Below are 22,174 nucleotides of genomic sequence, written 5' to 3' on the forward strand. Positions count from 1 at the left end.
GCACGATCAAAAGTAGCCGGCCAGGCCAAACGTGAATTCGGCGTTGTGATCGATCCCGTACGCGGACCAGGCCTGATCCCTGAGTTCGAAGCGGATCGCCAGCCAGTCGGTCGGCATCATCTTCAGGCCGGCGCCGAGGCTGTACGAGGTGTGGCTGTCATCCTCAAATTTTGCGAAGCCGAAGCCGCCGATCCCATAGATCACGAACGGGACGGTATAGCCCCTGGACACGTACAGGTCGCCCGGGATCAGGTTGTAGCCGGCGCTGAAGCCGAAGCTCTTGTACTTGATGTCGGCTCCGTCGCTGCCGCCGAGCAGGTTGCGGGCCTGGTTGTAGCCGACGGTCGATGCGAACGCATAATTGCCCTCGACGAAGAAGTTCTCCGACTTGTGGTACGCCGCGCGCACGCCGTACAGGCCACTGGTGTGATTGCGGTCGAAGACGATGATGCCGGCGTAGCCGCCGACTTCGTAGTCCTGCGACTTGATCTGCTTGATCCCGACATCCGGCCGCTCCAGGTTCGGATCGACCGGCTGTGCCTGCGCTTCTTCTCCGGGCAGCGGCCGCGCATTGTCCCGTTTGTCGTTCTCGTAGCCCGGCCACAGGCTGCACGCGGACAGTGAAGCCAGCACGGAAAGAATCATTGCCGACTGGCGGGCGCGTCGAATCAAGGCCGTCGATTGCGAGGTCACGTGGGGGGTCCTAAGGGTGATAATCGGAGGAGGTTTCCGGGAGCGAAGCCAGTCCCGCGGCGGTCAGCGACGAGCGCAACTGTTCGTCGGAAACCCAGCCTTGTTTTCCCTCGCTGGTGCGGACCTTGTACCAGCGGGCCCGGCGCTTGATCACGCTCACCTGCTGGCCGTGCTCGGCGATATCGTGAATCGGATAACGCTCGTCCGGAGCGGTGTGCAGTTCGACGAAGGGCACCAGGATTTCAACCGAGGGATAGTCCTCGGCCTGGGCGGCCAGCGGCAGCAGCCCGCAGCAGACCCAGATCCACCATCGCAGATAGCTCAATCGACGTCCCTATTTCTGAGGAGTCCGCCCAGCGGCGGAATCGCGAATAATCTAGCAAGCAAGACTTGCTCGCCGGTTAATGACCAATATTGAAGCCGGGTCTCCGACAGCGGCTTTACGCACAAGGTTTCAAATCGACGAAAGGATTCCAGTCGTCGAGGGGCGGGACACGAGCCCCCGTAAACAAAAAGATAAACAAAAAGCGATCACGAATAAGGGGCAGCCCTCACCTGAACGCCCCATCGGAAAATTATCTTTTGGGGCCCGGCTCCCTCATGCGGCGCGGGCGCGTTGTTGGGGTGCAAATAGGTCAGTCATTCGGGTCCTATTAGAATCAGTCGCTTGCTAAATGTCGAGGGTGCCTGCGAATCCAGGCATTGTCGCATTGTCTGAGTGCTTTTTGCCCATTCTAATTGAGTTCGCGAATAGGGGGAGCCAACAAGCCAGAGGTGGACCGGTAAGATGCGCGACGATGAAATCTCCCCGCTATCTCTACACCGCCGGCTACGAGGGTATGACCTCGGAGGCCTTCATCAGCCGGCTAAAGGCGGAGGGGGTTAAAACGCTAGTGGACGTCAGAGAGCTGCCGCTCTCCCGGAAGGCCGGGTTCTCTAAAACTGCGTTGTCTAAACTGCTCGCAGATCGCGGTATTGCCTATGTCCACATGCCCACGCTTGGGTGCCCCAAGGCGGTCCGCGATCGGTACAAGGTCGACGGAGACTGGAAGCGGTACACCGTGTCCTTCATGGCTCACCTCGCTACCCAGCGCGCGGCGCTGGCCGAACTGGCAAAGATCGGCAGCGTGACGACTGCTGCCCTGATGTGCTTTGAGGCTGACTACACTCGATGCCATCGCACCTATGTGGCTCGGGCGGTGAGCCAGGCGGGCGCTCTGCCGGTGGCACATATCACGGCCCGAATAGTGATCCCTGAGCTTGCTCGCCGAGCTGCAGCTTAGGTGGATAAATCAAGCTGACGATCAGCCCCCGATCCGGGAACCGGTGGATGGTCCCCATCAGGAAACCATTGCCATAAGTTCATTGAAAGTAGTCAGCTTGACCCTTGGTCTTGACAACCTAAGGCCTTCGGCCCGCTCGGTCATGTCGATCCGTTGCCAGTCGGCAAACGAAGTTGTGGACGTAGTGCGCTCGGCGAATTTTGTCAGGGTGGTCTTTGCGTCGAGCGTCCCCTGGCGAGGTAGCGCGGCGGACTCAGCGTCGGCCATAAGTGCCTCGACGCAATCACGCGCACACTTCTTGTTGCTGCCGATGATTCCCTGCGGACCGCGCCGTATCCATCCAGTCACATAGGCTCCGGAAACCGGATTGGGGCCGTCCATCACGCGCCCGCACTGACTCGGTACCACGCCTCGGGCCTCGTCGAACGGCAAGCCCGGTAGAGATCGACCTCGATAACCAACTGCGGCCAACACCATTCCGGTGGTCAGAACTTCATTGCCCGCATCGGGATTGCTTGTCGGCGCGATGCGTATGCCTTCGACTCGGTTGTCGCCGATGAGAGCAACGGGAGATGTATGGAACCGCAGAACGATGCGCCGGCTGCCGCTGCGACGAGTCGCGAGCAGATGCTTCAATACCTGCATTTTCTCTGCGCTGCCCGGGCCGCAAGCCAGCACGGCCCTCGCTGCGTTCTCGTCTTCCACGACGATCGCGGTGTCGGGCAAGTCGCCGAGCTCTTCCAGTTCGGGGAAGTTGTACGCGGCGTCTTCGGGGCCGCGGCGACCGAGGATCACGACCTCACGAACCTGGCTGCGAGCCAGCGCCTCCAGCGCGTGGGCGGCGATGTCCGTTCTGCGCAATTCGTCCACCGGTTTGAGCAGGATTCGCGCGACGTCCATGGACACGTTGCCATTGCCGATGATCACCGCGCGTTGGCTGCGCAGGTCGAACGGCAGATGGCTGAAATCGGGATGGCCGTTGTACCAGCCCACGAAACGGCGTGCCGAGCTGCAGCCCGGCAAATCTTCGCCGGGGATGCCGAGCCGCCGTTCGCCATCGGCGCCGAACGCATAGATCACGGCGTCGTACCAGTGCGACAGTTCTTGGGTGGTAACCGACTCGCCCACGTTCACGTTGCCGATGAAACGGAAGCCCGGACGGTGTGCGATCGCGTCGTAGACCCGGCTCATCTTTTTCTTGTCGGGATGATCGGGCGCCACGCCGCCGCGGATCAGGCCCCAGGGCGTGGGTAGGCGGTCGAGCACATCCACCTCGATGGGCCGGTTCACGCGTTTGATCAGTCGGCCTTGCATGAAAGTACCCGCCGGATTCTCGAGCAGATGACCGGCCGCATACATGCCGGAAGGTCCACTGCCGACGATGGCGACTCTCAGGGGGCGTTGCTCAGCCATCGATGGGCTCCGCGCTTTGAACGTGGAAGTACTCGGCGTTGATCCGCGCGTAGTGCACCCACTTCGCTGGCAATTGATCGTGGGCAAAGATCGCCGTCACGGGACATGCTTCCTCGCAGGCGCCACAGTCCGTGCATTTTCCTGGGTCGATGTAGAGCTGCGCGGCCTTGTCGAAGCCGGATTCGTCTGGCATCGGATGGATGCAGTCGACCGGACAAACCTCCACGCAGGAGTAATCGGCCACGCAGGGCGCTGCTACGACGTAAGGCATGAGACGCTCGCCTCCAATGCTTTCAATGAACGGATGCGCACCGCGATTCCATTGACCGTGGCATTGCCGCTGGGCAGATCGGTGGAGTCGACGCGATTGCTGGTCAGGCGGTTGTAGCCGGCGCCGCCCACGGCCACGGCTCGGTTCCAGGTGCCGGTGTGTCCCCAGCCTTGAGGGAGTGCAACGCTGCCGGGCATCATCTCTTCGCTGACCCGAGCCGCCGGCACGCGAATTTGGCCGTAGCGCGAGGTGATCTCGACCGGGTCGCCATCCTCAATGCCGAATCGCGCCGCATCGTCGGGATGAATGCGCAGGCGTTGCACGCGATCGCCGACGATCAGCTTCGGGATATTGTGCAGCCAGGTGTTCTGCGTCCGCAGTTCGCGCAGGCTGATCATGCTCAGCGGATATTGCGCATCCACCTCGGTATTGAATGCCAGCAGCCGCCTCATCTCATCGCGGATCAGCGCGTGGTCGAGCTGGACCTTGCCACCCTTGGTGAAGATGCGCTTCTTCAGAATTCCGGTTGGCACACTGTCGGCGAGTTTGACCGCACCGTTGTTGTCCATGAGCTTCTTGCGCGTCAAGCCGCTCGGGCGCAGGCCGTACCAGTCGCCTTCGGGGCCCGTGCGTAGTCCGACGTCCATCAGGAAAGAAGGCGTGGCTCGCAGGCCGAGCTTGCCCAGCATCTGGGCGCCAGGGAAATCGGCGGGGACGATGCCGATCCGCCTGCAGATCTCGTCCATGATCCACGAGTCGTCACGGGTGTCGCCGCGTGGGGCAACGGTCGGCCCCACCCACTGTGCGTGCGGCACGCCCGAATGCGATTGCGTGAATATCGGAAAGCCTTCGCGCTCGATCCAAACCGTAGGCGGCAGGATGTAATGCGCCAGGCGGCTGGTTTCCGTCATGTAGACGTCCTGCGAGATGAGCAGGTCGAGCTGTTCAAAAGCGTCGCGCAACTCGTCGGCGGCGGGGCTGCTGGTCACGGGATTGGCGCCAATGACCATCATCACACGCAACCGCCCCTTGCCGGGCGTCATGATCTCGCGCGGGATGCTCACCACCGGGGAGGTACCGGCCACTTCGGGGAACTGGTCGACGCGGGTCCGCCAGCGATCGTATCCGGTGCTCTTCGTGCGATGCATCATGGTTTCAAGATCGATGAACGGTCGTCCGAAGCACCAGCCGCCGGGCCGGTCCAGATTGCCGGTAACGATGTTCAGCGCATCGAGAAAGTACTTGCCGAGAGACGCAAACGGGCCGATCGACATGCCGCAACGTCCATAGGCGCAGGCCGATTTCGCCGCTGCGAAATCGCGGGCCAACTGCCTGATCTGATCGACCGGGATGCCGGCGACGCTCGCTGCGCGCGACAGCTCCAGCGACGCCAGAATATCCGGCAGTATCTCGTGCCCGGAAGTCTGTGTCCGCAGCGCCTCCATGTCGGCAAGACCTTCGTCGAAGATCACCTTGAGCAGCGCCGCCAGCAGCCAGACGTCGCCATTGGGCCTGATCGGAATGTGCTCGAACAACACCGCTGTTTCACTGCGCCGTGGATCGACCACCACGACACGTCCGCCGCGCTGCGTGACTTCCACCATGGTGTCGCGGAAGCGGCCGATGTTGGCCATGCTGCCGTGCGACACCGCCGGGTTGGCGCCCAGGCAGAGCATGAAGTCGGTGCGCACGATATCCGGAATCGGATTGAGGAAGTTGCTGCCGTAGAGCAGCTGGCTGATCAGCCAATACCCGTTGATGTCGATGGAGGCGGCGCTGTACAGGTGCTTGGTCTTGAGCGCGCCGGCCATTCCGAACAGGTTGAGGAAAGCACCGAAGTTCCAGGCCACCGAGTTGCCCTGGTAGAGACCGATCGACTCGGTTCCGTGCTCGGCGATGATGGCATTCATCCGCGCTCCGATCTCGTCGAGCGCTTGGTCCCACGACACTTTCACGAAGCTGCCGTCGGCTTGCCGCTTGAGCGGATGCAGCAGGCGATCCGGGTCGTCGCGAACCGCCGAGAAGGCAAGACCTTTGGCGCAGGCGAACCCGCGGGTATTGGGATGATCGGGATCCGGCCGAAGACTCAGGATGTCGTCGCCGCGGACCGTCGCCTCGAGTCCGCAAGAGCCTTCACAAACGCCGCAGAAGATTTTCTTTCTGATGGTCGCGGGTTCGGCGGCGGTGATCGTCGCTGCGCCAACGGCGGCCTGCTTTGTGAGCGATCTTTCTGTCGGCAACTTCTGGCTCGACATCGCGTTACTCCTCACTGATTTTATATTTCGATAATCGCTGCGGCCCCTCATCAAGACCGTCGGAAGTCACTTGAACTTCCGATGAACGGCATCTTGCACTGGTCTAATGGATGTGGCAACGTATGATTCACCGGTAAATCATCTTTGTTAAAACAACAAACGGATTTGTCGGCGTGCCGCAACGCAACATTAAAGTCGGTGTGTAGGTCGGTCTCTCCGTCGAATCCTAATAGGGTTGATGAGTGGCCCTATAAATAATCTGGCACCCGATCGGGATGCTGGCGAAAGTGAGAGGAGAGCAAACGATGACAACGACAAAGACATAACTCGATAGACCGCCTCTGAACGCGGTCCATGAGTTTTGGAAATTCATTTCTATTCGAAGCAGATCTTATCTGCAGTGGTGGCGGCTGCCCTTCGCAAGGCTCAGTCCGAAACTTGGGCTCATAACGGCACGGCGTGAATAGCCGGACGCGGCCGCATTTTATCAACCGGACGGTTAGCTCCTGATAGTGAATCAACCAAGTGCAATGGATAGGGGAGCATCAGTGAGAAGAGCAATACGTCTAGCGCGGGCAACAGGCTTGGCCGTTCCGGCAATGACGTCTGCATCGCAGCGAACAACTTTCCCGGATAGCAGCGTCGCACCGGCGACTCAGCGCGCCGATTAAGGCAGCGCTTGCGATCGGCCGTCGGCCTGCTTGGGTTGTTCGGCAATTATTTAAAAAGCTATTGATCTGAATTGGCAGGAGAGAAGGGAGACATGAAGAACATAGTGCGATTGATGTTGGCCTGTGGTGCAGCGATTCCCGTGATGCCGGCTTATGCGCAGATGGAAACCCCGCCCGCCGAGGCCGCCACTACTCAGCCCGGAACACCCGATCCGACAGCGGCCGATTCTGCACCGGCGCCGGAAACGACGACCGCCTCCGATGCCGTGCCCGAGGCTACTGCGCCCGTGGGCACTGCCATCTCTGTTACTGCCGAAGCTGCGCCCGCCGGGGCTGAAGCATCCGGCAGTGGCAACCGTCTGATCGAAGAGGTCATCGTGAGCGCCCAGCGCCGCGACGAGAGACTCCAGGACGTGCCGATCTCGGTGCAGGCATTCACCGGCGAAAAGCTCGACGCGCTCGGTGTCAAGAAGGTCGAGGACTTGCCCGCCCTCACGCCCGGCCTCGTGCTGCAGAACAAAGCGGGCTATACCGTTATCTTTATGCGCGGAGTGGGCACGGACGCCTTCCTGCCCTCGGCTGACCCGAACGTGCCGGTGTACGTCGACGGCATTCCGCAGCTCTCCGGCCAGGGTGCCGCAAACGTTCTGGGGCGCCTACAGCGCGTGGAAGTGCTCAAGGGGCCGCAGGGCACGTTGTTCGGTCGCAACTCCACGGGCGGCGCAATCTCGTTGACGACGCCCGACCCCCAGGGCGCCTTCGGCGGCGATGTCACGACCGAGTTCGCCAACTACGACACTTTCAACACGAGTTTCTTTTTGAATGTGCCAGTCAGCGAGCAATTCGGCGCCACCCTTTCCGGATACTCCAATCGCAGCGACGGCTACTACCGGAACGTCGCCGGCCCGATAATCGACACCTTCCAGCGTGGCGCGCGCACCAAGCTGGTGTGGAATCCCACGGACCAGCTCACGATCTCGGCATTTGGCGTCTATGGTGAGCAGTCGGATCCGCTGTCGCTCACGACCAAACTGACGCGGCCCGCGCCCCTGCTGTCCTTGGGCGGCATTCTCTTGCCCAAGGATCCGACGCCCAGAGCCCGGTCTGTGGCGCAGGATCTTTCCGGCGGCGACGCACTGATCAACTTCAGCTATGGCGGTAGCGCGGACTGGAAGTTGGATGCGATCGAATTGAAGGCTCTGGGCTCGATCCAGAGGCTCAACATTTCGTTTGCACAGTGGGACTTCGACAGTACTGACCGGCCGCTGATAACGTTCTACACCGACAATCAGTTCCAGGAGCAGAAGACCGCCGAAATCCAGTTACTGTCGAACGAGGGCACGCCTTACAGCGAGTACTTTTCGTTCGTGGCGGGCGCCTTCTATCTCACGGGCAACGGCGGCTTCCCTAGCCTGCAGCTGCAAGTCGGCGGCGCCAATGGTTTCGGCGATCTGCCTGCCGCGATCCTCGGATTTCCGGGCTTCGCCGCTGCGTTCACGACTCCCTTGAACGCGGCGCTGGCCGGGGTAGGGCTCGCGCCGATCGCGGGGCTCACAGGCCCCACCACGCTGACGGCGGGCGGTATCCTTTCGACCGAATCGCTGTCGGGCTACTTCCAGGGCACGCTGAATCTGCAGAGCACCTTAGACCTGAGCACCAGGCTCAACCTGACTCTCGGCGCGCGTCTCGACCAGGAAACCCGCGGCCTCCATGGGGGGCGTCTGGGCATCATACTGCCGCCGAACAACCCGCACAGCGACCGTATCCAAGACCAGACGACGCTGCTCACGTTCCCGGTGCCTGACGTCTCGGCGACGCAGGTTCCGCTGCGGGCTGCGCTGAACTGGTTCCCGGTGGACGATACGCAGCTCTACGCCTCGTTCGCGCGCGGCTTCACGTCGCCCACTTACAACACCATCAACTTCTTCACGCCGCCGGACCAGGTGAAGGCGTCGCGGGTGGACAACTTCGAAGTCGGCGCCAAGACGCAGCTGTTCGATCGCACGCTCACGCTGAACACAGCGGCCTTCTACGTCAACGAGTACGAACTGCTGACGGCTTTCCTGTCGGTGACCTCGGGCGGTGTCGTGCGCTTCGCCAATGCTCCGAAAGCGCGCATCTACGGCGCCGAGTTCGATTCGACCTGGCAAGCGCTGCCCGAAATCGACCCGGGCCTGGCGTTCACCGCGAGCGGCGCCTTCCTCAAAAGCAAGTACGTGAGTTTCCCCGATGGCCGCGGTTTCGACACGGCCACGGGCCTGTCGTTCGGTCCGGGCTCACCGCTGCCGGCGCGGGACTTTTCAGGCAACCGAATCGTCAACACGCCGACCTTCACCTCCAGCGTGGGAGTGAACCAGGCCATCAACTTCGGCAACAGCAGCGTGGAGCTTGCGGCCAACGCGAATTACAACTCGGGCTACTACAACACGCCGCAGCAGGAGAAGCTCTATGCCACCAAGGCCTATACGCTGGTCGATACCCATGTGAGCTATTTCTACACGCCCTGGGGTATCGAGCTGACGGGCTTCGTCAGAAATATTTTTGACGAGAGCTACACGTCGTCCCGCTACGCGGCTGACTTCGGTGTGCTGGACACCCTCAATGCACCCAGGACCTATGGCGCGCACGTCAAGGTGACGTTCTAGTCCGCAGGGATGGGATAAATACTACTGGCGTCGCTCGTATCCAGCGAGATCGAGAGATGCCCAAGGGAAGAGAATCGACATGCAGACTCGTACCAAGCAGTTCCTGAAGTTGTCGTTACTAATGTCCACGGCGATTGGCATGCTGCCGCTTGACGCGCGCGCCCAGGACGACACGGTGGATCCTCTCTACCGCGATGGCGCCTATGCGGGCATTCTGGGCACCGTCACCGGTTTCATTGGCGACGGCAATCGGCCTACCGTGGGTGGCGGCGTCGATGTGCTGGGCGGCGTTCGCCGCGGCCCGGTGGCGCTCGAAGCCGGCCCCACCTATACCTACGCCAGTCACACCAACCTGGCCGGCGGTTACGCGAATGTACTGATATTTCCGTTCGGCAAAATGCCCGGCTTGTACGGGCTGGGCGGCATCGGCATCCTCGATGCCATCACCTACGCCAAAGCTGCCGACCCATTTGTCATTTCGACGGCGCAAATTGGCTCGGGCTACATGTTCCCGTTGGAGATAGCCGGCTACCGCATGGGGCTGCGCGCTGAAGGCTTGTTCCGCTGGGGCCGATACAACGACGGCGTCACCGAACAGCGGCCGGTGGACGACCCGCGGACGAAGCCGCGGCCGGACGTGCCCTACAACTACCACGACCTGATTCTGCGCATCGGCCTGCAGATTCCCCTACCGCTGACTTCGCCGACGCCGCCGACTCCGGCACCAGTTGAGGTCGTACCCGCCACTCCTCCTGTTGATAGTGACGGAGATGGCGTGCCAGACGATATCGATCAGTGCCCCGGCACGCCGCCGAACACATCGGTGGACGCGAAGGGCTGCCCGCTGCCGTTGCCACCGCCGCCCTGCAAGTCGCCTGAGCCGGGGGAGAAGGTGTTGCTGTCGGGCTGTGCGACGGGCGAGACCATCGTACTGCGCGGCGTGAACTTCGAATTCGACAAGGCGCGGCTCACGCCAAACGCCCAGGTCATTCTCGACGCGGTCGGCGACGAACTGGTCGCACATCCGAACATCAAGGTTGAACTCAGCGGACATACCGACTCCAAGGGTTCGGACTCGTACAACCAAAAGCTGTCGGATGCGCGCGCGAAATCAGTCGTTGAATATCTGGAGTCCAAGGGCATCGATGCGTCGCGGATGACGGCGATGGGCTATGGCGAAACGCAGCCGATCGCGGACAACGACACCGATGAAGGGCGCGAAATCAATCGTCGTGTCGAACTCGAGGTGACTTTCAGCGACGCCGCCGTCGCGACTTCGACGGGTGCGAACGATCCGGTGTCGGTGACCGTGCCACCGGAGCCTACCCCGGCGCCGGCTAGCGCACCGGACTCAGTGGAGGCGCCGCCCGCAAATTGATAAAGGGTCCATCACGGCGGATGCAACGAGAGAGTTTCGACTTGCACTCGCCGTAATGGCCAGATTCCCCATTTCATTTCGGCAATGAGGCGGCCGCAATTCAAGCGCTGGTTTCCTGGAATTAGTTTATCGGCAACCCGCAGTCAATCCGAGTGAATGGCTCTTGAAGCGCGTGAAAACCGATTGGCCAGTCACGCTCCCTCCCACGCACTCGTGATCTGGCCTTTTTTAATTGATTGATGTCAGCTGAGTTCGACAACTCAAAAGAGGAGACACCATGTATCGCATCGCCATCCCTGCACTCCTGCTTGCCTTTGCAGCTTCCAGCAACGCCGAGGCCGCCGGCCTGAACCTCAACAACTCGGTTGCCAAGCTCACCGGGAAAATTCCGGTTATCGACAATCTCGTCACTTCCAAAGGACTCGCCCTGCCGGTCCTGGGCAAACTGCCGGGCGTGAACCTGACCTTGGGTAAGCGCTTTGTCCTACTCGGCGGTGTCAACGTCGCCGACCTGCTCAACGGCATTGATGTTGGGGCCTCCGGCACTCAGTATGCCGGCCAGCTCGGCCGACAGGTCCAGAAGGAAATCGACCTGTTTCGATAGTTGACCGCCAGCGTTTCACGGCATGAGGCCGCTGAGGTCCATGCTGTGAAGCGGCATTGTTCCGGCCGTATCGATGTCGATATGAATATCCTCAGGCCGCTCTGATGCACGTCACGGTAATGGGTGCGTTAGTGTCGGAAATGTGGCGGATCACGATGCGACGAACGGCAGCGGCCGCCCCCTTTTTCGATCAGCCGCGCCAAAAGTGCGGTAGCGGTGCTTGCACGCATGTCCGTTGATCTACCGCCTCCGATCCCGGCTGAGCCCGTCGAAATCTCCGAAATTCGCCGTCAGGGCGACGACTTCGTGTCGGTCGCGGTACAGAAGTATCAGGTGCACATCATCGGCCCGGCGCTGGTCGACAGGACGGGACTGGCGGATTCCCTTGGCGCTGCGGTCAAGCTCTCCGAAGTGGTGGAAATCGTGCGGGCGAACTACTACAAGGCCGGGTATCCGGGAACCCGCGTGCGCTATGCGGCGGTCGATCACGACATCTACGTGCAGGTCATCGAGGACCCCATCGTCAGGATCGAGATGGCGCAGCCCTATGCAAGCTATTTCTCTGGAGTGGCGGAAAAGGCGCCCTTGACCGATGCGATGATCGAGCCTGCGCGAACGCTGGCTTCGGAGCTGGCCGATCGCACTGGCTCAACGGCCCAGCTAATTCTCGCTGCGGAATCCGGCGGCCTCGCCCTCGGCCTGGCACAGCAGCCGTCCGACCGCTCCCCCCTGCATTTCGACGCCGGATTCGGCAATCCCGGTAACCGCTTCCTCGGCCGCTACTTTGCCAGCGCGGCAGCGAGTCTGGACACGCGCTGGGGAGACAGCTTGCGCGTGTCCACGACCGACGTGGTGCGTGGGCTAGACGGCCGCAGCGACGGCGTTTCGTATGGGGGCTACACGCTCGACTGGAGTCGTGTCACGCCAGCGGGGATTTTCGGGATTTCGGGGCAAACCCTGCGCTATCGGCAGGAATTGCCGGCGACGGCGACCGGCTTGGCGGCGCTGTTGGGCTTCGCTGATCCCGTGGAGCTGCATGGGGCGCTGGACCAAGTGGAAGCCTCATGGGCCACGATTTTGGCGGCAGGTTTCGACCATCGCGTCGGCGTTACGCTCAAGGCGGATTACGTCGACAAGCGCGTCCACGCCGAAAATCCCGAGAGCACGGTGCAGTCGCAGGAATATCCTTCGCTGGAAGCCGGCCTGCAGTTTCTGAAGGCCGTCCCGCTGTTCGATGAGAAACTGCAGCTTTCCGGCGGACTGTCGGCACGCAAGGGTCTGGACGGCGGCAGGAGTCCGTCGCCCGAGCAGGCCGATCTTGGCTATGTGCTGCTGCGTCCCTCCGTTCGGCTGGAGATGTCCATGGACCAGGGCTGGGGTGGTTCAATGTCGTTGTCGGGCCAGCTGTCCCGCGACAGCGTGCCGGAGCAACAGCAGTTCTTAGGCGGCGGCGTGGGCAACCTCGACGGCTTTTTGCCTGGGGCCTTGATTGGAGACGAAGGTGGCCTTGCACGCTTACAGGTCGATGCAAAGACGTTTCGATCCGGCAACTTCAGCTTGACGCCGCACGCCTTCGTAGAGGTTGCGGGTGCGAGCCTGCACGCCACGCCGCTGAATTCTTCGGAGCATTCCACACTCGCCGATGCCGGAATCTCGCTGGACCTGAGCTACAGAACCTGGCTGACCGCTGCCGTCTCCTCCGCAATGCCGATCGCTCATCACGGCTACAGCTCGACCGAGTTGCACAATGAACGCTCGGATATCGTGTTTTCCCTATCGGCTCATCTCTGAATATGCTCTTGGCATTAATGATCTACGGTGCTTGCGCGGATGCGTGCTCCCTGCAAAGGCGGCGCCGGAAGGACGTCGCAAAAGCCGATCCGGCAACTCCGGGTGATGCGCCGGGTTTGGCCGGGAAACACCGCTGGTCGAGCCGTTCGTCGCAGGTAATTTCAGGCTCTTGCGTTCTGCATTCAAGCTTGCGATCCTTATAGTTCATCGATAAACTACTTGAGTACGAGACATGAAAGGAAAAGAACGTCTGCTGGCAGTTGAAAGGAGCACGCCTCCCATGGCCGCCGCTTTGCCGAATCTGCCGATGGACGCCACTGTGATGATCCGGCTGATTCGGATCAGCGCGTATGGCCTCGGCAACTACTTTGAGCCAGTCTTCCGCGCACTGGATCTGGGCGAGCATTCGTTTCACGTGCTGTGTCTGCTGGTGGCGGCTGACAAAGGTCGTGCTTCACCCAGTGAACTCAGCGAACTGGTTGGTACCAGCCGCGCCAACATGACGCGCATTCTCGAAGAGCTGAACCAGGCCGGTCTTGTGGCCCGCACGGTACAGGCCAGGGACGGCCGCCGTTTCGACATCTGCATCACCGCCGCGGGCCGTAAACGCGTGCGCGACGTGGTGCCGCAGCTCGCCGAGCCGCTTAGCCGGGCATTCTCGGATCTCGATGCCGAAGAGTTCGCACTGCTCGACAAGCTGATGCGCAAGCTGATCGTTTCACTCGACAAGCCCGCCAAGGCGCACCGCGCCGCGGCCTGACGTCCAACGATTCACGACGAAGACTCGACCCTCGATGATTCTTTCCGAAGACCAGAAAGCCCTGTTGGAAGCCGCGCGGCGATTCTCGCGCGAGCGCCTGCTGCCGACGTACATGCAGCGTGAACGCGAGGGCCGCATGGACCGCGCATTGTTGCGCGAGATGGGCGAGCTGGGCCTGCTGGGCGTGGATGTGGCGCCGGAGTTCGGCGGCATGGGCGTCGACGGCGTGACCACCGGGCTGATAGTGGAAGAGCTGGCCTACGGTGATTTCAACGTCAGCGCCGTAGTGTTGGTAATGTCGTTGTGCGCCACCGTGATCGCTCGCAATGCGAGCCCGAAAGTGGCTGCGCAATGGCTGCCGCGCGTGCCTCGCGGCGACGCCATCTTGGCGTTGTCGATCACCGAACCCAAGTGCGGTTCCGATGCGGGCGCGCTTCAGCTCAAGGCGCGCCGCGATGGCGACTTCTACGTGCTCGACGGCGAGAAGACCTCGACCACTTACTGTGACTCGGCCGACGCCTTCGTAGTGTTCGCGCGCACCGGCACACCGGAACAGGGAGCGCGCGGCGTTACCGCGTTTCTGGTGCCTTCGGACATGCCCGGTATACAGACCACGACCTTCAAGGATGTGGGCAGCCGTATGTCGAGCCGCGGCTCGGTATTCTTCGACAGCGTGAAGATTCCGCTCGACCATCGCCTTGGCGACGAGGGCAAGGGCTTCAGCCAGGTGATGGCCGGCTTCGACTACAGCCGCGCGCTGATCGCGCTGCAATGCCTGGGCGCGGCTCAAGCCTCGCTCGACGAGGCCTGGGCCTACACCAAGGAACGCGAAGCCTTCGGCGGCCCGATCGCTCGTTTTCAGGGCGTGAGCTTTCCGCTCGTGGAAGGCGAGACGCTGGTCGCCGCGGCGCGGCAGCTTTCGTATCACGCGCTGTCGCTGCGCGATGCCGGCGAGCCGCACACCGTCGAGGCAGCCATGGTCAAGTGGATGGGCCCCAAGACCGCATTCGATGTGATCCACCAATGCCTGCTGACCTTCGGCCATTACGGCTGGTCCATGGACCTCGCACATCAGCAGCGTATGCGCGATGTCATGGGGCTGGAAATCGGCGACGGCACGGCCGGCGTCATGAAACTAATCGTCGCGCGGGCTCGTGCCGGGCGTGCCGCCACAGCTGAAAGAAATTTGGAGAACGCATGAGTTACCGGTCCGTATTCGCAGCCGACCTTTTCGAAGGTCAGGTCATCATCGTGACCGGCGGCGGCAGTGGTATCGGTCGATGCACGGCGCACGAACTGGCAGAGTTGGGGGCAACCGTCGCAATCGTGGGCCGCAATGTTGAAAAGCTGGTCACGGTCGAACAGGAAATCCTGGCCGACGGCGGCAAAGTCAGCACGCATGTCTGCGACATTCGGGACGAGTCGACGGTGATAGCGACCATCGAAGCGATTCTCGCACAGCACGGCAAGATCGACGGCCTGGTCAATAACGCGGGCGGACAATATCGCGCCGAGCTGAAAACCATCTCCACGAAAGGTTTCGAGGCGGTGATACGCAACAACCTCACGGGCGGCTTCATTTTCATGCGCGAGGTCTATAACCGCTGGATGGAAGCGCATGGCGGCTCGATCGTAAACATGATCGCGGACATCTGGCATGGCTGGCCCAACTTCGCGCATTCCGCTGCGTCGCGCGGCGGCATGCACACGCTCACCGAGAGCGCGGCCTGCGAATGGGCCGTGTCGGGCACGCGCGTGAACACGGTTGCCCCGGGGACCATCGCCTCTAGCGGCCTGGACACCTACGAGACCAAAGACCACGCCTATATCCAGCGCGAAATCGCGCAGGAAGTGCCGCTGCAGCGCTTCGGCAACGAGGCGGAGGTGTCGGCCGCAATCGTATTCCTGCTGTCGCCGGCCGCGTCGTACATCACCGGCTCCTGCATTCGCATTGACGGCGGCGGTCCCAACGCACGACGCATGTGGTGGAAGCTGGAGCCTTCGGATCGCAGCAAGCCCTTCGATGGTTTCCATCGCGCCAAGCTGCCCGATATTCTGAATACATAGTCGCAAGCAAGAGACGACGCAACGGCGTACCGTCGGTCAAAGCATAGGAGGAGAAACCATGCTGAACGTTTCACTGATGGCGACCCGGATTTACATCCAGCGAAATTTCGCCCGCAAGATTGTTTGCGCGGTTAGCCGGCCGCAATAAACCCCATGTCGATCACGATTGCTGTCGTCGGTGGCGTGCGGACCAGAAAGTACCACGCTGAATTATTGATAAAACAGTTACTGATTTCGAAAGTTGTCGAGGGTTTTCTCGCCAGATGCAGGGACCCGAACCGCATGGTCCTGATCGGGCGGTGCCTGTTGCATTCGATCGACTCTTCAATCACGGCCGGTAGTACACCGCGTCGCTGTCTCTCTGCGTTTTGAATGTCGCGTCGCGGCTTTCATCCAATCCATAACTGACACTTCGAGATCCCATGTCGAACAAAGTGCTGTACGAAAAGAAAGGCCCCATCGCCTACATCACGCTCAATCGCCCCGAGGTGAAGAACGCGATTGATCTCGAAGTACATCATCGCCTCGGCGAAATCTGGTGCGATTTCCGCGACGATCCCGAGCTGCGCGTGGCCATTCTCACCGGCAAGGGCGACGCGTTCTGCGCGGGTGCCGATCTCAAGACCCATGTGCCCGAATGGGACGGCGTGGGCCCCAGCCTTGGCCGCGACAAATTGCTCGATGGCTTCGCGGGCGGGATCACGCGCGGCGTGCATCGCATCTACAAGCCGATCATCGCGGCCTGCAATGGATGGGTACTCGGCGGCGGGCTGGAGCTGGCCATGGCCTGCGACATCCGCATCGCTTCCGAGCGTGCGCAGTTCGGCTCCTTCGAGCTACGCCGCGGCATGCATCCGGCCGACGGCGGCATCGTGCGCCTGGTGAACACCTGCGGCGTGGGCATTGCGCTGGAGATGGAACTCACCGGCGAGCCGATCAACGCGCAGCGCGCGCTGATGGCCAACATGGTGTCGAAGGTTGTCCCGCATGACGAGTTGATGTCGGCTGTGGAAGACATGGTCGCGCGCATCCTGCGCAACGATCGCCGCGCCGTGGAATCGGCCAAGGAGACCATCTTCGAAGTTATCGGCCGCACGCTCGACGAGCAGCTCAAAGTGGAATGCCTGTATGGCTACGCGCTCTGCGGCGGCAACCCGGAACTGGTCAAGCGCTCCAACGATTTCCTCGAGAAGAAGGACAAGGGCCGCGTCGGCGTCAATGCCAATTCGCTGTGAGGCCTGATTCCAAAATGACCACCCAGACCGCCCGCACCATGATCAACCTGAGCGACGATAAGGTGATCCGTGCGCGGCTGACGGAATACTTGCTTGCGCAGACTGGAACGACATGGACGCTGGGCGTCTTCAATCGCTATTCGGTGGGCTTCTCCTGGATCACATACGGCTTCGATGCGCAGCAGCAAGGTGATACCCAGCCGCAGGGCATGATCCTGCGCCTCGGCCCGCCTTATGGCTTGTTCGCGCCTTACAGCGCGCTGCCACAGTTCGCCGCACTCAAGGCACTGGAAGGCACCGGTGTGCCGGTACCCAAAGTCTATTGGTGGAGCGACGATGCTTCGCTGCTTGGAGCGCCGTTCTTCGTCTGCGAACGCGTCTCCGGGTCGGCGCCGGTGCCGTGGGTGTCGGGCGACACTTCGGGTTTCGAGGAAGGCTGGCGCAAAGAAATTGCCCGACAGTTTGTGTCAGCACTCGCGGCGCAGCATCGGGCGCCATGGCGCGAGTCGCCGGGCTTCGAGCAGTTTGCGCATATCAACGAGGACAACGCCGCGTTGGTGCAAGTGAAGTTTTGGGAAGAGGCGCATGGGCGCTGGGCTCTCAAGCCCTATCCGATGCTGCGCTGGGCCATGCTCTGGCTGCGCCGCAACCTGCCGGTCGCGCCGCGCGTGAGCCTCGTCCACGGCGATTACCGGCTCGGTAATTTTCTCGAAGTCGATGGGCGTATCACGTCGATTCTCGATTGGGAGCTGGTGCATCCGGGCGATCCGCATGAAGACCTGGGCTGGGCTTTCCTGCCGCAGTTCACCGGCGGATCCGGTCTGGTGTGTCGTCTGGTCAGCCAGGACGATTTCATCGCGCAGTACGAGCGCGAAGTCGGCTTCAAGGTCAACCTGCAGTCCCTGCACTTCTATCGTGTGTTCTCGTTGGTGAAGCTCGCGTTGACGCATCTCGCCGCGGTGCGTTGCTTCGAGGACGGCCAGTTCAACGACCTGCGCATGCCCGCGATGGGCACGCAGGTCGCGCCCGTGTTGCGTCAGATCTCGAAGCTCCTGCAATGAACAATTCTTTCGAACGTCTCATCGACGGCATGGTGGCCACGCTGCGCGCCGAGATCATTCCGAAAATCGGCAGCGAATTCGCGCGTGGCCAGGCTTTCGGTGTGATCTACATGCTCAACTCCATGCGCCTGCGCGCGGCCTGGTCGACGGAGTTCTATCTGGAACAGATCGCGGCGCAGACCGCGCTGCGTGATGCATTGGCCGCTCTAGTTGAGGGTCTCGATGCACCGGCCTTGCCGCAAGCCGCTTCCGGCAGTTCCTCGTCGCCGGTGCTTGAAGCGCTGCGCAACGCCAATGAAGGACGCATTTCCGATCTGATCGTCTGGCTATCCGAGCAGGGACCGCAGATCGACACCGACAAGGCCACCGCAATCGACGCGGCCTTGCATATCTACATGAACCGTCATCTCAAGCATGAGCTCGTGACGTCAGCCAAGCCGATGTTCGCCGAGATTTCGGCAGGCGCTGAATAGGAGACGCATCATGCTTACCGCACAAGACGATCTGATCGGCCACCAGCTGCCTACGAGTTTCGACCACGTGGGCACCAGCGATCCCGCGTGGATGGAACGGCTTTGGTACACCGGCCATCCCAAATCAGGCGAAGTCATTTTCGATATCGGTTTGGGCTACCACCCCAACCGCAACGTGATGGATGCGTTCGCCGGCGTGACGGTCGGCACGACGCAATACAACTTCCGCGCTTCGCGCCGACTGCGGCCGAATCCGCTGGAAACCACGGTCGGCCCGATCAGCATCAAAGTCATCGAAGGCCTGCGCCGACACCGCTTGCAGCTCGCGCCCAACGAGTCGGGACTCAGCTTCGACATCGAGTTCCTCGGCACGATGAACGCGCACGAGGAAGAGCCGCACTTCCGCCGCCGGAATGGACGCGTCACCGAGGACATGGCGCGCGGGCAGCAGCTCGGTGCCTATCAGGGATGGCTCGGAGTGGACGGCAAGCGCTACGAGATCAGCCCCGAGGAATGGCTGGGCCAGCGCGATCATTCCTGGGGCGTGCGCTCGGAGATGCGCACCGACGAGAGCAGCCCGCCGCTCACGTTCTATCCGCCGTTTTTCTACGCCTGGACGACGGTGCAGTTCAAGGATCGCGGCCTGCATGTCTTCTTCAAGGAGCGCGCTCCTGGCGATCCGATCTACATCTCTGGCGAAGAGGTCTTTGCGATTGGCACCAAGTCCGATCCGGCTCGCCATATGTCCGGTGTCAGTCACGACGTGATCTGGGCCGAAGATCCTCACGGCCAGACCGTGAGCGCGGCGACGTTTGACATGCACCTCGAGAACGGCAGCACGCACCAACTCAAGATCCGCACTTTGCCGGCGCGCTACTTCCTCAAGGGCGGGCTCTATGGCGGCCTCAACGGATGGTTTCACGGTGACGACAAGGGCAAGCTCTACGTCGAGCACGATCGCTGGGATCTGAACGATCCGGCCGTACGCAAGCTGGTGCGCACGATTTGCGATCACGTCATCGAAGTGCGCGTCGGCGACGAGGTGGGCTACGGCATCATGGAATACGGTGTCGGCAAGGGATACATCAAGTACCCGTCCGTGCAGCAGCACCCGCCGATATGAGCAGCAAGCCGGACTACCTGGATGACCTGCGTATGCGCGAGCGTGCGACTTATCCATTTTGGTTTCAGGACCATGTGCGCTGGTCGGATACCGACATGATGGGGCACGCGAACAACCTCGCATTCGCCGGCTTCTGCGAGTCCGGTCGTGCAAGGCTGCTGCAGGTTTTTATGCATCAAGAGGCCCAGCCACGCATCCTGGTGGTGCTCGCCGAAATGCGCATCCGCTATCTGGGCGAGGCCAAATGGCCCGCCGTCATCGATATCGGCACTTGCGTGACAACCATCAGTCAGCGCGCGTGCTGGATGGCACAGGGTCTGTTCGACGGTGAGCGCTGCATCTGCGTCGCCGAGTCCGCCTTGGTAGTCGTCGATGAGACAACGCACCGGCCACGCGAGATGCCGGAGCCACTGCGCGAACTGTTGGCCGGCCATCACTTTGAATTCGGCGAGTCACAACTCGCCCGGGCGGCCGCATGAGCATGAAGCCCATCAGCGAATGCGGTGTGATGGTCCTTGGCGGCAGCGCCGGCGTGGGCCTGGAGAGCGCGATGCAGTTCGCCGAAGCGGGCGCGCGCGTGATCCTGTTGGGTCGCGGCGAGCCGCGCGGCGCAGCGGCGCTTGAGATGGTGCGCGCACGCGCACCCAATGCTGACGTGAGTTTTGTGCAGGTTGATGCTCTCGACACCGCGCAGGTCGGCCGCGCCGTGGAAATCTGCGAGGCGCGTCTCGGCATGATCGACGTGCTGGTCTGCACGACCGGTCCCAGCCAACCGCCGAGGCTGCTGAGCAATATTCCGATCGAAAGTATCCGGCCGCGCATCGAGGAAATCTTTCTGCCGCCGCTGCACATGATGCATGCGGTGTTATTAGGCATGCGGCGACAGCGTAGCGGCTCCATCGTGATCGTCGCTTCTGACGCCGGCAAGCTCGCCACGCCAGGCGAAACCCTCGTGGGTTCCGCTATGGGCGCGATCATGATGTTCGCCAAGGCCGCCGCATTGGAAGCCAAGCGTGAAGGCGTTCGCATCAACCTGCTCACGCCCTCGCTCATCGCGAATACGCCTGGCGCCGCGCTGATTGCGGCAGATCCCTTCGCAGCCAAGATGTTCCAGAAGGCCGCATCTCTCGCGCATCTGGGCGTTGCCGAAGCCGAAGACCTTGCGGCCATGGCGCTCTATTTGTCGAGCCCTGCTGCAAGACGCATCACCGGGCAGGCTATCAGCATCAACGGCGGCATATCCGTCGCCTAGTTTTTTATTAAAAGGCACTCGTTGCCAGTTGCAGGAGAACGCTATGAAGGACTATCTGAAGTACTGGGTACCGGTTCTGGTACTGGCCATCGCGTACACGGGAATATTGCTCGGCGGTGATTTCGTCTGGCTCGGCTTCCTGATGTTTCCCACGCTGGCGATAGGCGATGTTCTGCTGGGACGCGACTACAGCCCGCGCCATATGAAGAACGAGTTCGTGGCCGACATTCCCCTGTGGGTCTGCACCGTTGGTCCTATCCTCATGTACTGGGTCTTTGCGTGGCAGGTCTCTCGCGGCGCATTCCCGGAGGTCTCGCAGATGATCGGCGGCGTGTTGAGTCTCGCATGGACCTCGATCGTTCCGCTCGCACCGGCTGCGCATGAGATGTATCACAAGCGTTCTGTACTGGCCCGCACGATGGGCCGCTACGCGCAGCTCTGTCAGCTTGATCCGATGCGCGACATCGCGCACGTCGTTGGCCATCACATCGACGTGGCCACCGTGAAGGACGGCGACACCGCTAAACGGGGCACCAGCTTGTATGCTTTCGTCGGGCACGCGGTTTGGGAGCAGACCCTGCGTGATGTGACGATGGAATCCGACGCGCTGCGCAAGCGGGGTCTGAGCGCTTTCAACTACCGTCATCGCATATATCGCGCGGTACTGGCCCAGGGCGTGTTTCAGGGCGGCTCCTACCTGCTCGCCGGCTGGCACGGTGTGGCTCTCACGTTTGGCGCTGTGTTGGTCGCGCGCTTTTGGGCGGAGGCCTTCAACTACTTCCAGCATTACGGGCTGATCCGGGTGGTGGGCACGACAATCGGACGTCGCCATCTTTGGAACCATCTGCACTGGTTTTCGCGCGTCCTTTCCTTTGAGATCACCAATCACGCCGATCATCATCTGAATTCCTACCAGCGCTACTACCAACTCGTGCCGCATAAGGGCGCGATCGAGATGCCGAGCTTGTTCGTCTGCTTCATCGCCTCATTGATACCGCCGTTGTGGCACGAGAAGATCGTCAAGCCTGCGCTCAAGCGCTGGGATCTCGAGTTCGCTACGCCCGAGGAACAGGTGCTCGCCGCCGCAGCCAATCGTGCGGCGGGCTGGCCGGATTGGATCAACGAACGCGAAGCGCAGGCCTCGGGTCCGCGCGTGCGCGCGACCACGCAAGGCTGCTGATCGCGTCCGGAGCACTTTG

General features: G+C 61.6%; 20 protein-coding genes. 15 read left to right on the forward strand and 5 right to left on the reverse strand.

The window, feature by feature from the left end; genetic code table 11:
* Positions 1-6 precede the first annotated feature (6 nt).
* The gene (locus JWQ90_RS22160) at positions 7-645 is read right to left on the reverse strand and encodes an outer membrane beta-barrel domain-containing protein (RefSeq protein WP_299697171.1); all 639 of its coding nucleotides are present in this window, start codon (positions 643-645) and stop codon (positions 7-9) included.
* A 58-nt stretch (positions 646-703) separates the two neighbouring features.
* Positions 704-1,018: an SH3 domain-containing protein gene (locus JWQ90_RS22165; protein ID WP_299697172.1), complete on the reverse strand. Its 315-nt coding sequence runs from the start codon at positions 1,016-1,018 to the stop codon at positions 704-706.
* Positions 1,019-1,490: 472 nt separating this feature from the next.
* On the opposite strand from JWQ90_RS22165, the gene JWQ90_RS22170 reads away from it, so the two are divergent.
* Positions 1,491-1,976 (forward strand): DUF488 family protein, encoded by a 486-nt coding sequence (locus JWQ90_RS22170; RefSeq protein WP_299697173.1) that lies wholly within the window; start codon positions 1,491-1,493, stop codon positions 1,974-1,976.
* Positions 1,977-2,033: 57 nt separating this feature from the next.
* Here the strand turns inward: JWQ90_RS22170 and JWQ90_RS22175 are convergent, their stop codons facing one another.
* The 3 genes from JWQ90_RS22175 to JWQ90_RS22185 are packed head-to-tail and all read right to left on the reverse strand — an operon-like array spanning position 2,034 to position 5,915.
* Entirely contained in the window at positions 2,034-3,389 is a 1,356-nt protein-coding gene (locus JWQ90_RS22175) for an FAD-dependent oxidoreductase (RefSeq protein WP_299697174.1), read from the reverse strand.
* Positions 3,382-3,660, reverse strand: a complete 279-nt coding sequence (locus tag JWQ90_RS22180; protein ID WP_366919572.1) for a 4Fe-4S binding protein — start codon at positions 3,658-3,660, stop codon at positions 3,382-3,384. The genes JWQ90_RS22175 and JWQ90_RS22180 overlap by 8 nt, the downstream gene beginning before the upstream one ends.
* Positions 3,645-5,915 (reverse strand): molybdopterin-dependent oxidoreductase, encoded by a 2,271-nt coding sequence (locus tag JWQ90_RS22185; RefSeq protein ID WP_299697176.1) that lies wholly within the window; start codon positions 5,913-5,915, stop codon positions 3,645-3,647. Before JWQ90_RS22185 ends, JWQ90_RS22180 begins: the two co-directional genes overlap by 16 nt.
* A gap of 763 nt (positions 5,916-6,678) precedes the next feature.
* Between JWQ90_RS22185 and JWQ90_RS22190 the strand changes: the two genes are divergently transcribed.
* The 14 genes from JWQ90_RS22190 (at position 6,679) to JWQ90_RS22255 (ending at position 22,155) form a co-directional block, all read left to right on the forward strand.
* Entirely contained in the window at positions 6,679-9,231 is a 2,553-nt protein-coding gene (locus JWQ90_RS22190; RefSeq protein ID WP_299697177.1) for a TonB-dependent receptor, read from the forward strand.
* 79 nt (positions 9,232-9,310) lie between these two features.
* Positions 9,311-10,609, forward strand: a complete 1,299-nt coding sequence (locus JWQ90_RS22195; protein ID WP_299697178.1) for an OmpA family protein — start codon at positions 9,311-9,313, stop codon at positions 10,607-10,609.
* A 277-nt stretch (positions 10,610-10,886) separates the two neighbouring features.
* Positions 10,887-11,213, forward strand: a complete 327-nt coding sequence (locus JWQ90_RS22200) for a hypothetical protein (RefSeq protein WP_299697179.1) — start codon at positions 10,887-10,889, stop codon at positions 11,211-11,213.
* Positions 11,214-11,441: 228 nt separating this feature from the next.
* A complete protein-coding gene (locus JWQ90_RS22205; protein ID WP_299697180.1) occupies positions 11,442-13,004 on the forward strand; it encodes a ShlB/FhaC/HecB family hemolysin secretion/activation protein in 1,563 nt (520 codons plus the stop codon).
* A gap of 280 nt (positions 13,005-13,284) precedes the next feature.
* Positions 13,285-13,764: a MarR family transcriptional regulator gene (locus tag JWQ90_RS22210; protein WP_299697181.1), complete on the forward strand. Its 480-nt coding sequence runs from the start codon at positions 13,285-13,287 to the stop codon at positions 13,762-13,764.
* 34 nt (positions 13,765-13,798) lie between these two features.
* A complete protein-coding gene (locus JWQ90_RS22215; protein WP_299697182.1) occupies positions 13,799-14,965 on the forward strand; it encodes an acyl-CoA dehydrogenase family protein in 1,167 nt (388 codons plus the stop codon).
* Positions 14,962-15,831, forward strand: coding sequence for an SDR family oxidoreductase (locus JWQ90_RS22220; protein ID WP_299697183.1), 870 nt, complete (start codon positions 14,962-14,964; stop codon positions 15,829-15,831). The genes JWQ90_RS22215 and JWQ90_RS22220 overlap by 4 nt, the downstream gene beginning before the upstream one ends.
* 422 nt (positions 15,832-16,253) lie before the next feature.
* Complete coding sequence (locus JWQ90_RS22225; protein WP_299697184.1) at positions 16,254-17,066, forward strand: enoyl-CoA hydratase/isomerase family protein; 813 nt, start codon at positions 16,254-16,256, stop codon at positions 17,064-17,066.
* A 14-nt stretch (positions 17,067-17,080) separates the two neighbouring features.
* Complete coding sequence (locus JWQ90_RS22230; RefSeq protein WP_299697185.1) at positions 17,081-18,127, forward strand: phosphotransferase family protein; 1,047 nt, start codon at positions 17,081-17,083, stop codon at positions 18,125-18,127.
* Positions 18,124-18,600: a hypothetical protein gene (locus JWQ90_RS22235; protein WP_299697186.1), complete on the forward strand. Its 477-nt coding sequence runs from the start codon at positions 18,124-18,126 to the stop codon at positions 18,598-18,600. The genes JWQ90_RS22230 and JWQ90_RS22235 overlap by 4 nt, the downstream gene beginning before the upstream one ends.
* Positions 18,601-18,610: 10 nt before the next feature.
* Positions 18,611-19,723 (forward strand): hypothetical protein, encoded by a 1,113-nt coding sequence (locus tag JWQ90_RS22240; RefSeq protein WP_299697187.1) that lies wholly within the window; start codon positions 18,611-18,613, stop codon positions 19,721-19,723.
* Positions 19,720-20,202 (forward strand): thioesterase family protein, encoded by a 483-nt coding sequence (locus JWQ90_RS22245; RefSeq protein ID WP_299697188.1) that lies wholly within the window; start codon positions 19,720-19,722, stop codon positions 20,200-20,202. Before JWQ90_RS22240 ends, JWQ90_RS22245 begins: the two co-directional genes overlap by 4 nt.
* Positions 20,199-20,975, forward strand: coding sequence for an SDR family oxidoreductase (locus JWQ90_RS22250; protein ID WP_299697189.1), 777 nt, complete (start codon positions 20,199-20,201; stop codon positions 20,973-20,975). The genes JWQ90_RS22245 and JWQ90_RS22250 overlap by 4 nt, the downstream gene beginning before the upstream one ends.
* Before the next feature lie 43 nt (positions 20,976-21,018).
* Positions 21,019-22,155, forward strand: coding sequence for an alkane 1-monooxygenase (locus JWQ90_RS22255; RefSeq protein WP_299697190.1), 1,137 nt, complete (start codon positions 21,019-21,021; stop codon positions 22,153-22,155).
* Positions 22,156-22,174 lie beyond the last annotated feature (19 nt).

The organism is Hydrocarboniphaga sp., from assembly GCF_028291725.1.
In the GTDB taxonomy this organism is placed as follows: Bacteria; Pseudomonadota; Gammaproteobacteria; order Nevskiales; family Nevskiaceae; genus Hydrocarboniphaga.